Consider the following 11554-nt stretch of genomic DNA (forward strand, 5'->3'; position numbering starts at 1 on the left):
GACGATGCTGCAGCAGCAACCGATGAGGTTGCTGCCGCCGAAGCAGTCGAAGAGGAGCCGTATGACGATCCGCTGCTCCGCCCGGGCCAGTGGTACGTCGTACACACCCAGTCGGGCTACGAGAAGAAGGTCACCGCGAACCTCAACGCGCGCATTCAGTCGATGAACATGGAAGACAAGATTTACGAGATTGTCATTCCGATGGAAGAAGTCGACGAGTTCAAGAACGGCAAGAAGCAGACCGTCTTGAAGAAGGTCTTTCCGGGCTACCTGCTGGTCCGTTGCCAGATGGACGACGAGTCTTGGTACTGCGTCCGCAACACGCCGGGCATTACCGGCTTCGTTGGCCAGGCCGTCAAGGGCCAGAAGCCCACGCCGCTCTCGCGTCGTGAGGTCAAGACCTTCCTGTCCCCGAAGACCAGCGCCCAAGCCGACGCACCGCGTCGCAAGGCCAAACTCGACTACGAAGAAGGCGAGAGCGTCCGTGTGAAGGAAGGCCCATTTGCCGACTTCACCGGTGAAATCGCCGAAATCAACGCCGACCACCTCAAGCTCAAGGTTCTCGTCAACATCTTCGGTCGTGAGACCCTGGTGGAGATGGACTTCAGCCAAGTTGCAAAGCTCTAGCTCGTCACCAACTCTGATCAGCGTCGTTCGCTGACTGACACTGAAAAGAAACCCTCGAGAGAAGAAATCACATGGCCAAGAAAAAAATCCTCACCGTCGTCAAGATCCAAATCGAAGCTGGCAAGGCGAGCCCCGCCCCGCCGGTCGGTACCGCGCTCGGACCGCACGGCATCGCGATTATGGACTTCGTGAAGGCGTACAACGCCCAGACCGAGGCTCAGGCCGGCACAGTCGTGCCGACCGAGATCACGATCTACGACGACCGTACGTTCACCTTCGTTCTGAAGACGCCGCCCACTTCGACGCTGATCCGCCAGAAAGCCGGCCTCGCGAAGGCTGCGAATAACCCGGGCTCAGAAATCGCCGGCAACATCACTGAGGCTCAGGTCGAAGAGATCGCCACGATCAAGATGCCTGACCTCAACGCCAACGACATGGAGGCAGCAAAGCTCCAAGTTCGTGGCACGGCTCGATCAATGGGGATCACCGTCAGCTGATTCGCTGGGCGAATCAGCTCACGCTGTTCCCCTTCGAACGATCCTCGGCGGCTCCGCCGCCACTGCGACTGTGTCGCAGCCACCAAGTCCTCAGGCTTTGCCTGAGCCGTCGCCTTCGGCGCTGGGAAACCCCCCATCCGACTGCCACCATGTGGCAGGCGGCTGGTTCACTGAACAACCACACACAGTCTCGACCGGCTCACCTCGACCGGCGGACTTACTACTGAGGGAGACATATATGTCAGGCAAGAAATTTCTCGACGCATCGAAGAAGTTTGATCGTGAAACGATGTACACCCCGACAGACGCAGTGCGTCTGGCAAAAGAGACCGCAACGGCGAAGTTCGACGAATCTGTCGACGTGTCGTTCCGTCTCGGCATCGATCCCCGCAAGGCCGAGCAAATGGTGCGTGGCACCGTCGCTCTCCCGCAGGGAACCGGCAAGGACGTTCGCGTCGCCGTGTTTGCTTCGGGCGAAGCAGCTGATGCTGCTCGCGAAGCTGGCGCCGACATCGTGGGCGCCGACGACCTGTTCGAACAGATCGAGGGCGGCATGATGGACTTCGATCTCGTCATCGCAACGCCGGACATGATGCCGCTCGTCGGTCGTCTCGGCCGCACGCTCGGCCCGCGCGGCCTGATGCCGAACCCCAAGACCGGCACCGTTACCCCCGACGTCGCCAAGGCCGTCACGGAGTTCAAGGGCGGCAAGGTTGAGTACCGCACCGACCGGTACGGCAATGTTCAGCTCACCGTTGGCAAGGCCAGCTTCACCCCTGAAGCGCTCGCCGAAAACCTCTTCGCCGTGATCGACGAGATCCAGCGGGCGAAGCCTGCTTCGGCCAAGGGTCGTTACATCCAGAAGATCACCGTTTCGTCGACGATGGGCCCCGGAGTGAAGATCGACATCCAGCGCCTCAAGCCTGTCCTGCCTGGCGAAGGCTGATTCAGTCCTTTTCTCGTACACGTGGCGCCGTGCGCCGCGTCCACGAACTGAACGAGTGCCCGCATCTCGGTGCTGGCACCCGTCGTTTTCGAGCGCAGGCGGCCCTTGCGAACACCGAGTCGATGCGTTGTTTGGGCGATTGCTCCTACCGACACCGCAATCGCATGCGTAAAACGTCGGTCAACCAAACCCGCACGCGTGGAAGGGCTGCGCGCGAGTCGTAGAGTTACTGACTGTAAAACAGGTCGCTCGCCAGAGACCGTTGGTCTGATTGTCAGTGATGGCAGTCAGGTAATGGAGTTCACTCCGCCAACCGAGGTGCATACCCCCAAGAAACGGCTCGAGACATCGTCTCGCTGGTCGCTCCTTGGTGGTGTTCGCTGAACATTGCGAGCACCCCGAGTTGAGCGAGAGGAGGAAAACACACATGACAGAAGCAAACGCACCGCGACCCGACAAGGTCGCAAAGGTCGAGGAAATCACTGCAAAGCTCAAAGAAGCCCGCGCAGTGTTCGTCACCGAGTACCGCGGCATGTCGGTCAGCCAGATGGCAGACCTTCGTACCCCGCTGCGCGCTGTCGGCGCTGAGCACAAGGTGTACAAAAACACCCTGGTAAAGCTCGCCGCCGCCAACGCCGGTCTCGACGGCCTCAATGATCACCTGACCGGTCCGACAGCGCTCACCTTCGCCACCGAGGATACGGTTGGCGCAGCAAAGGCGCTGGTTGACGCGGCCAAGGCAAATCCGCTGCTGGTCATCAAGGGCGGCATGCTCGGCGACGCGCCGATGTCTGCCGATGATGTCAAAGCACTGGCCAGCCTGCCGTCGCGCGAAGAGTTGCTGGCGAATTTCGCTGGCGCACTCCAAGCACCATTGGTCAAGACCGCACGGCTGCTCAAGGCACTGCCGAACAAGTTCGCGTTCGGACTTTCTGCTCTCATTGAGAAGCAGGAAGCCGAAGCCTGAACACCCCATATTTCTGGGGTCGAACGGCCCCGTACCAAAACTGAACGAAAAGAGAGAACACTATGACTAACGAAGAAATCCTCGACGCCATTGGCGCCAAGACCGTCATCGAGCTCAAAGAGCTCCTCGACGCCTTCGAAGAGAAGTTTGACGTTACTGCCGCTGCCCCCGTTGCAGTCGCTGCAGCCGCTCCCGCCGGTGGTGGCGAAGCAGCCGAAGAGAAGGACGAATTCGACGTCATTCTCAACGGCGCAGGTGGCCAAAAGATCCAGGTCGTCAAGGTTGTCAAGGACCTGCTCGGTGTCGGCCTCAAGGACGCCAAGGACATGGTCGATGGCGCCCCGAAGGCCATCCTCGAGAAGGTCAGCAAGGCTGACGCTGACGCCGCCAAGGCCAAGCTCGAAGAAGTTGGCGCTGACGTCGAAGTGAAGTGATTGATCGGCAGCGCAGTGCGCTGCTGATCTGAGTTCTTCCGAGAATTCCAGAGCCCAGGTGCCACCATCGGTGTGTATCTGGGCTCTGTCGCGTTCTGAATCGGTGACTCAGCTCGTGTCTCCAAACGACACCGCGTGCAGAACCGGCCACCGGGGGAGCGTCACGGCGAGTACATCGGAGGTCAGTGGCCTCAGCAGAACACCTGCTCACGTAGTGAGTTCGCGCCGATACAGCCCAGATGCTTGACATTGCGACGGATGTTCTTTACGTTGACCCGCAATTCGTCGGTGACACTTTCAACATCGTCGATCCAGAAAAAGTATGCCCGCACCGCGAATTCAGGCTGTCTGCGGTTGATGTTGCCCGCCCCACGTGGATAGTCTGGACGACTGCCGTGCGTCTACTGTCCACCAACTTTTCACCAAGTGTGGTTCAGCGCGCCCAGCTGCCTGGCAACAACCCTCAACTCTTTGGAGAGTGATCGTGGCGACTCGTCCCGTGTCTCGTGAACGTTATTCGTTCGGCAATCTGAAGGAGCCGCTTGAGCTCCCCGACCTGATCGCTGTCCAGCGTGAGAGCTTCCAGTGGTTCCTCGATGAAGGGCTCGCGAATACTTTCCGCGATATCAGCCCCATCAAAGATTTCTCGGAATCGCTCCAGCTTGAGCTTGAGTTCGACCCGTTCGATGAAGACTTGCGCCCGCCACCGAAGTTCACGGTGGAAGAGTGCAAAGAAAAGGACATGACCTACAGCGCGCCCGTCTTCGTGCGGGCCCGGTTCATGAACCGCAACACCGGTGAGATCAAGGAACAGACCGTCTTCATGGGCGACTTCCCGATCATGACCGAGAAGGGCACGTTCATCGTGAACGGCACCGAGCGTGTCGTCGTGAGTCAGCTCGTCCGCAGTCCCGGCGTCATCTTCGAGCCGGGTGAGCGTTTCCGCCTGCGTAACCTCACTAAGCACCAGCTCGTCAAGGGCACCATTCATCCCTACCGCGGTGAGTGGATGGAGTTCGACGTCGAGCACAAGCCGGGCAAGGATGTCACCGCTGGCACGCGTGTCGCTCGCAAGCGTCGCCTCGGTGTCTTCACCATGCTTCGTGCGCTCGGCTACGACGAAGAGAACGCTCCGGGCTTCCTCGATCGCTTCGTCAGCCATTTCGACTTCCTCGAGGGCCAATGGGACAAGGAGCGCGACACCGCGCCGACCCAGGAAGAAGCACTCATCGAGATCTACAAGCGGGCCCGTCCGGGCGAGCCGCCGACTGCCGAGTCCGCCAAGGCGTACTTCCGCAACGCGTTCTTCGAGAGCCGCCGCTACGACCTCAGCCGCGTCGGTCGGTACAAGATCAACCGCAAGCTCGGCGAAGAGCTCAGCCAGGTCGGCACGCTGTTTGGCCTCGAAGGCGGCCTGAACGCCGAAGGCGAGCCGCTGCTCGACTACCCGCAAGAGGGCCAGAACGTTCTCAGCCGCTGTGAAGTGCTCGCAACAATCAGCTACATGCTGCACCTCGTGAAGCAGGAGCCTGGCTACCGACTCGACGACCAGGACCACTTCGCCAACCGTCGCATCCGCAGCGTCGGCGAACTGATTCAGAACCAGGTCCGCATCGGCCTGAGCCGTATGGAGCGTGTCGTGCGTGAGCGCATGACCACGCAGGATGTCGAGGCAATCACGCCGCAGACGCTCATCAACATTCGTCCGGTTGTCGCTGCGATCAAAGAGTTCTTCGGAACCTCGCAGCTCTCGCAGTTCATGGACCAGGTCAACCCGCTGTCGGGTCTGACCCACCGTCGTCGCCTCTCGGCGCTCGGCCCAGGTGGTCTGTCCCGCGAGCGCGCCGGCTTCGAAGTCCGAGACGTTCACTTCAGCCACTACGGCCGGATGTGCCCGATCGAGACCCCGGAAGGCCCGAACATTGGACTGATCGGTGGCTTGTCGTGCTACGCCCGAGTCAACGAGTTCGGTTTCATCGAGTCGCCGTATCGTCAAGTCAAGAACGGCAAGGTCACGGGCGAAATCGTCTACATGGCCGCCGACGAAGAAGAGAACTACGTGGTCGCCCAGGCGAACACGCCGCTCAAGGACGACGGCAGCCTCGCCGACGAGCGCGTGCTCGTCCGTCGCTCGCCGCAGGCCGCCAGCCTTGAGGATCTGCGCAAGATGCTTGAAGCCGAGAGCTTCTTCGGTGCCACCACCGACATCGGCTACGTGCCTCCGGCAGAGGTCGACTTCATCGACGTCAGCCCGAAGCAGATCGTGTCCGTTGCTACGGCACTGATTCCGTTCCTCGAGCACGACGACGCGAACCGCGCCCTCATGGGCGCCAACATGCAGCGCCAGGCTGTGCCGTTGCTGCGTGCCGAAGCGCCGTACATCGGTACCGGCATCGAGAACCGTGCCGCACGTGACGCCGCCGATCTGATCATGGCCGAAGACGACGGTGAAGTCACCGACGTTTCCGGTGAGGCGATCTCCGTCTTGTACAAGACGCTCGGCAAGCGGACCTACAAGCTCTCCAAGTTCCGTCGCTCAAACCAAGACACGTGTATTAATCAGCGTGTCCGTGTCAACGAGGGTGACAAGGTCACGACCGGCGTCATCCTCGCTGACGGTCCGTCGACTGACCAGGGCGAACTGGCACTGGGCAAGAACCTGCTCGTGGCGTTCATTCCTTGGGAGGGTTACAACTTCGAGGACGCGATCATCCTTTCGGAGCGCCTCGTGAAGGACGACGTGTTGACGTCGATCCACATCAAGGAGCACGAAGTCGATGCGCGTGACACGAAGCTCGGCCCGGAAGAGATTTCCCGTGACATCCCGAACCTGAGCGACGACATCCTCGCTGACCTTGACGACCGTGGCATCATCCGCGTGGGCGCCGACGTTGGCCCGGGAGACGTCCTCGTTGGCAAGGTGACACCGAAGGGTGAAACCGAGCTCACGCCGGAAGAACGTCTGCTCCGTGCAATCTTCGGTGAGAAGGCTCGCGAAGTCCGCGACACCTCGCTCAAGGTGCCGCACGGCATGACCGGCAAGGTCATCGACGTCAAGGTGTTCAACCGTGACGATGGCGACGAGCTGCCCCCGGGCGTCAACCAGCTGGTGCGTGTCTACGTTGCGCAGAAGCGCAAGATCTCGGTGGGCGACAAGCTCGCTGGGCGCCACGGCAACAAGGGCGTCATCTCCAAGATCCTCCCGATCGAAGACATGCCGTACAACGAAGACGGCCAGCCCGTCGACATCATCTTGAACCCGCTGGGTGTTCCGTCCCGAATGAACGTGGGCCAGGTGCTCGAAGCGCACCTCGGCTACTGCGCTCGCTGGGGTTGGACAAACCCGGATGGCACCCAGATTGGTGATGACCCGATCCGTGGGACCGAGACCAAGACCCGCCCGAACACTAAGCCCGCCACATTTGTGGCGACGCCGGTGTTCGACGGCGCCAAATGGGACGAGACAGAGAAGGCCGGCAAGCACCCGGTCATCCAGAACATCCTCGAGAACCTCAACGTCGAGTCGGCGTCAGGGGCTCGCCTGGTCGGCACCGACGGCAAGATGACCTTGTACAACGGTCGCACCGGCGATGCCTACGACAACCCGATCACCTGCGGTTACATGTACATCTTGAAGCTGGCCCACTTGGTCGACGACAAGATTCACGCCCGCTCCACCGGCCCGTACTCGATGATCACGCAGCAACCGCTGGGCGGTAAGGCCCAGTTCGGTGGCCAGCGCTTCGGTGAGATGGAAGTGTGGGCACTTGAGGCCTACGGCGCGGCGTACTGCTTGCAGGAACTGCTCACCATCAAGTCTGACGATGTCCTCGGCCGTGTCCGGGTGTACGAGTCGATTGTCAAGGGTGACAACATCCCTGAGCCGGGCGTGCCCGAGTCGTTCAAGGTGCTGATGAAGGAGATGCAGGCACTCTGCATCAACGTCGAAGTGCTCACCAAGGACGGCCAGGAGATCGAAATGCGCGACCTCGACGACGAGGTGTTCCGGGCTGCTGAAGAACTCGGTATCGATATCTCACGCCCTGAGCGCGGCACCGACGAAGACGATGCACGCCGCGAACGCGAAAAAGCGGAGCGCGCCGGAAACTTCCGCTAACGATCAGGCGGTCACTCTGTGCCAGGCACAGTCTGACCGCCTGATTGCTGGAGCCTGATTTCCGGTCACACTGTGCCTGGCACCGAGTGACCGATGAACCCCGAACACCCAGAGCAACCGACAAAAGGGAAACCACATGCTCGACGTCAACATGTTCGATCAACTGAAAATCGGCCTCGCTGAGGCAGACCAGATTCGTAACTGGTCACACGGCGAAGTGAAGAAGCCGGAAACGATCAATTACCGCACGCTCCGTCCCGAAAAGGACGGCCTGTTTTGCGAGAAGATCTTCGGGCCGACTCGCGACTGGGAGTGCTACTGCGGCAAGTACAAGCGTGTCCGGTTCAAGGGCATCATCTGCGAGCGCTGTGGCGTCGAAGTCACACGGTCCAAGGTTCGTCGCGACCGCATGGGCCACATCGAACTGGCCGCACCGGCCGTGCATATCTGGTATCTCCGCGGTACCCGTTCGTGGCTCGCTTACCTCCTCGCCGGCATCGAGCCGAAGGAAGAGCTCAAGGCGAAGATGCTTGAAAAGGTGATCTACTTCGCTGCGCACCTCGTCAGCTGGGTTGACGAAGACGGCCGCCACGAAGCACTGCCAAGCCTCGAGGCCGAGTACCTCGAAGAGCTCGAAGCCATTAATAAGGAACTCGAGATCGCCATCGATCGTCGGTTCAAGGACCTCGAAGAGGCCGTCGATGCTGCTGAGAAGGAAGGCGCCAAGCCTGCCGATCTCAAGAAGCTGCAGCGCGAAGGGGACAAGGAGCTCGAAGGCATCCGCGAGCGGTACGCCATCGAGCTCGATCTCGTCGCCCGTACATGGGACGAATTCAAGAGCGTCCATTCTCGCAAGATCATCGAAGACGAGATGTTGTGGCGCGAAATGCGCGACAAGTACGGCGAGTACTTCGAAGGCGGCACTGGCGCCGAAGCCATCAAGCAGCTCATCAACCGGATCGACTTTGACGAAGAAGAGATCAAGCTCCGCGATGCGATTGACGTCGGCGACTCCGGTCGCAAGCCGCTCAGCGCCCAGCGCAAGCAGAAGGCCATCAAGCGCCTGAAGATTGTTGCGTCGTTTAACCGTCGCGACGAAAACGGTCGCCGCGAAAACGATCCGATGGCCATGATCCTCGATGTGGTCCCAGTCATCCCGCCGGAACTGCGCCCGATGGTGCAGCTCGACGGCGGCCGCTTCGCGACATCTGACCTCAACGACCTCTACCGTCGTGTGATCAACCGCAACAACCGTCTTGAGCGCCTGCTCAACCTCGGCGCACCGGAGATCATCGTCAACAACGAGAAGCGCATGCTGCAAGAAGCAGTCGACGCACTCTTCGACAATGGCCGTCGTGGGCGTCCCGTGACTGGCCCGGGAAACCGTCCGCTCAAGTCGCTGTCCGACATGTTGAAGGGCAAGCAGGGTCGTTTCCGTCAGAACCTTCTCGGCAAGCGCGTCGACTACTCGGGCCGTTCGGTCATCGTGGCCGGTCCGACGCTGCGTCTGCACCAGTGCGGTCTGCCGAAGCTGATGGCGCTCGAACTGTTCAAGCCGTTCGTCATGAAGCGCCTTGTCGATCTTGAGCTGGCTCAGAATATCAAGACCGCCAAGCGCATGGTCGAACGTCGCCGCCCGCAGGTATGGGACGTGCTCGAAGATGTCATCCAAGAACATCCCGTCATGCTCAACCGTGCGCCCACGCTGCACCGTCTCGGCATCCAGGCCTTCGAGCCTGTGCTGGTCGAAGGCAAGGCACTCCAGATCCATCCGCTCGTGTGTACGGCATTCAACGCTGACTTCGACGGTGACCAGATGGCCATCCACGTGCCGCTCTCCGCTGAGGCTCGCGCCGAAGCGCGTGTGCTCATGCTGTCGGCCAACAACATCTTGTCGCCTGCATCGGGCCGCCCGATCGTCACGCCGTCCCAGGACCTGATCATCGGTGGCTACTACCTCACCGAGTCGATCGCTGGGGCTCCGGGCGAAGGCCGTACATTCCGCCACCTGTGGGAAGTGCTCCGCGCGTACGACGAGAAGACCCTCGATCTGCACGCAGTGATCAACATTCGCATCCCAGGCGAAGCACCGTTCGAAACCACTGCCGGTCGCGCCCTCTTCGAAGAGGCGCTCCCGCAACGTCGCGTCGCTGAGAGTGGCGAAGTGCACCAGGAGTCGTACCCCGACAAGTTCGGTCACATCGACTACCTCGTCACGAAGAAGGAGATGGGCGTCATCGTCGAGCAACTCTCCGACAACTACAGCAAGGCTGAAGTCGCCAACGCTCTGGACAACATCAAGGACCTCTGCTACCGCTTCGCCTCGCAGTCCGGCATCACCGTGTCGATTGACGACGTGCGAACTCCGAAGGCCAAGAAGGCCATGATGGAGGAGTACGAGCGCCAGGCCGACAAGGTTGAGACGCAGTTCCGTCGTGGCATCATCACCGACGGCGAGCGCCGTCAGCAAGAAGTGCGCATCTGGACCGACGCCACCGCCGAGGTCCAGGCCGAGATGGAACGCGAGTTCAAGGAAGCCAAGTTCAACCCGATTGACATGATGGTCGGCTCGGGTGCCCGAGGCAACATGACGCAGATGCGTCAGATTGCCGGCATGCGTGGGCTGGTTGCCAACCCGCGTGGTGACATGATTCCTCGCCCAATCAAGTCGAACTTCCGTGAGGGCCTCGAAACCCTTGAGTACTTTATTGCTACTCCTGGTGCCCGTAAGGGCCTGGTCGACACCGCACTCCGTACCGCTGACTCGGGTTACCTGACCCGTCGTCTCGTCGACGTTGCTCAGGAACTCATCGTTCGCGAAGACGATTGTGGCTCGACCCTCGGCGTGTGGATCGAAAACGTCACGCCGGACACGGCCAACGTTCGCTCCTACATCGAGACCAAGCTCTACGGCCGTGCGCTCCTCCAAGACACCAACCTGGCCAGTGCAATGGAAGACGGCCGCAAGGTTCTGCCACGTAACACGATCGTTGGCGACGAGGAGATGGAAGCACTCCGCGAAGACAAGGACATCACACGGATCCGTGTGCGTTCGGTGCTCACGTGCGACGCCGAGCTCGGTGTCTGCGCCATGTGCTACGGCCGCTCGCTCGCCACCGGCAAGATGATCGAACTTGGTGAGGCCGTCGGCGTCATCGCAGCTCAGTCGATCGGTGAGCCGGGTACCCAGCTGACGATGCGTACCTTCCACACCGGTGGTGTTGCAGGTAAGGACATCGCTGGCGGTCTGCCCCGCGTCGTCGAGCTCTTCGAAGCTCGTACTCCGAAGGGCTCGGCTCGTCTGGCCAAGGCAACCGGCATCCTCCACCTTCGTGAAGATGAGGGCAAGGGCATTCCCGTTGTCGTGATCGACGATGCAGGCGAAGAGCACGAAGTGGTCCTGCCGCTCGGTGCTCGCCCGATCGTGGTTGATGGTCAGTCGGTCAAGGCCGGCGACCCGCTCGTCGATGGTCCCTTCGATCCGAAGGAGATCATGGAGATCAAGGGCATCCGTGAGACACAGCTCTACTTGGTTGAGGAAGTCCAGCGTGTCTACCGAGACCAGGGCGTGTCGATCCACGACAAGCACATCGAGCTGATCGTGCGTCAGATGACGCGTCGTATCGGCGTGCAGGAGCCTGGTGGCTCTGGCTTCTTGCCTGGCGAGCGTGTCGACTCCAAGCGCTTCCGCGACACGAACCGTCGCATGGTCGAAGAGTCGCTGCGCCCGGCCGAAGGTCGCCCGGAGCTGATGGGTATCACCAAGGCCTCGTTGGCCACCGAGTCGTGGCTGTCGGCTGCCTCCTTCCAAGAGACCACCCGGGTGCTCACCGAGGCCGCCATCGACGGCCGCGCCGATCACCTCATTGGTCTCAAGGAAAACATCATCCTCGGCAAGCTGATCCCAGCTGGCACGGGTATGCCGAAGTACCGCGAGTTCGGTATCGAAGCACCGGACTACGAGCC

General features: G+C 60.8%; 8 protein-coding genes. All 8 read left to right on the top strand.

Annotated features, from left to right (window positions below; all coding sequences use genetic code 11):
• Positions 1-72 precede the first annotated feature (72 nt).
• Positions 73-627 carry a transcription termination/antitermination protein NusG gene (nusG, locus tag ACH2EI_RS09705; RefSeq protein WP_395159846.1) on the top strand — a complete coding sequence of 185 codons (555 nt, stop codon included), beginning with the start codon at positions 73-75 and terminating at the stop codon, positions 625-627.
• Positions 628-698: 71 nt separating this feature from the next.
• A complete protein-coding gene (gene rplK, locus ACH2EI_RS09710; RefSeq protein ID WP_395153956.1) occupies positions 699-1124 on the top strand; it encodes a 50S ribosomal protein L11 in 426 nt (141 codons plus the stop codon).
• A gap of 238 nt (positions 1125-1362) precedes the next feature.
• Positions 1363-2070: a 50S ribosomal protein L1 gene (gene rplA / locus ACH2EI_RS09715; RefSeq protein ID WP_395153955.1), complete on the top strand. Its 708-nt coding sequence runs from the start codon at positions 1363-1365 to the stop codon at positions 2068-2070.
• 427 nt (positions 2071-2497) lie between these two features.
• Positions 2498-3037: a 50S ribosomal protein L10 gene (gene rplJ, locus ACH2EI_RS09720; RefSeq protein WP_395159840.1), complete on the top strand. Its 540-nt coding sequence runs from the start codon at positions 2498-2500 to the stop codon at positions 3035-3037.
• Between the two features lie 62 nt (positions 3038-3099).
• Positions 3100-3471 (top strand): 50S ribosomal protein L7/L12, encoded by a 372-nt coding sequence (gene rplL / locus ACH2EI_RS09725; RefSeq protein ID WP_395153954.1) that lies wholly within the window; start codon positions 3100-3102, stop codon positions 3469-3471.
• Positions 3472-3710: 239 nt separating this feature from the next.
• A complete protein-coding gene (locus tag ACH2EI_RS09730) occupies positions 3711-3953 on the top strand; it encodes a hypothetical protein (RefSeq protein WP_395159842.1) in 243 nt (80 codons plus the stop codon).
• 2 nt (positions 3954-3955) lie between these two features.
• On the top strand, positions 3956-7588 hold the full coding sequence (locus ACH2EI_RS09735; protein WP_395153952.1) for a DNA-directed RNA polymerase subunit beta: 3633 nt from the start codon (positions 3956-3958) through the stop codon (positions 7586-7588).
• Between the two features lie 136 nt (positions 7589-7724).
• Positions 7725-11554, top strand: a 3830-nt coding sequence (locus ACH2EI_RS09740; protein ID WP_395159844.1) for a DNA-directed RNA polymerase subunit beta', incomplete at its 3' end; no start/stop codon positions are given.

The sequence above is a fragment of the Ilumatobacter sp. genome, assembly GCF_041688325.1.
In the GTDB taxonomy this organism is placed as follows: domain Bacteria; phylum Actinomycetota; class Acidimicrobiia; order Acidimicrobiales; family Ilumatobacteraceae; genus Ilumatobacter_A.

Bases quoted from the DNA above. Each gene is read 5' to 3' on its own strand.
- rplJ (WP_395159840.1), top strand. From the start codon at position 2,498: ATGACAGAAGCAAACGCACCGCGACCCGACAAGGTCGCAAAGGTCGAG.
- rplL (WP_395153954.1), top strand. From the start codon at position 3,100: ATGACTAACGAAGAAATCCTCGACGCCATTGGCGCCAAGACCGTCATC.
- rplA (WP_395153955.1), top strand. From the start codon at position 1,363: ATGTCAGGCAAGAAATTTCTCGACGCATCGAAGAAGTTTGATCGTGAA.
- ACH2EI_RS09730 (WP_395159842.1), top strand. From the start codon at position 3,711: ATGCTTGACATTGCGACGGATGTTCTTTACGTTGACCCGCAATTCGTC.
- rplK (WP_395153956.1), top strand. From the start codon at position 699: ATGGCCAAGAAAAAAATCCTCACCGTCGTCAAGATCCAAATCGAAGCT.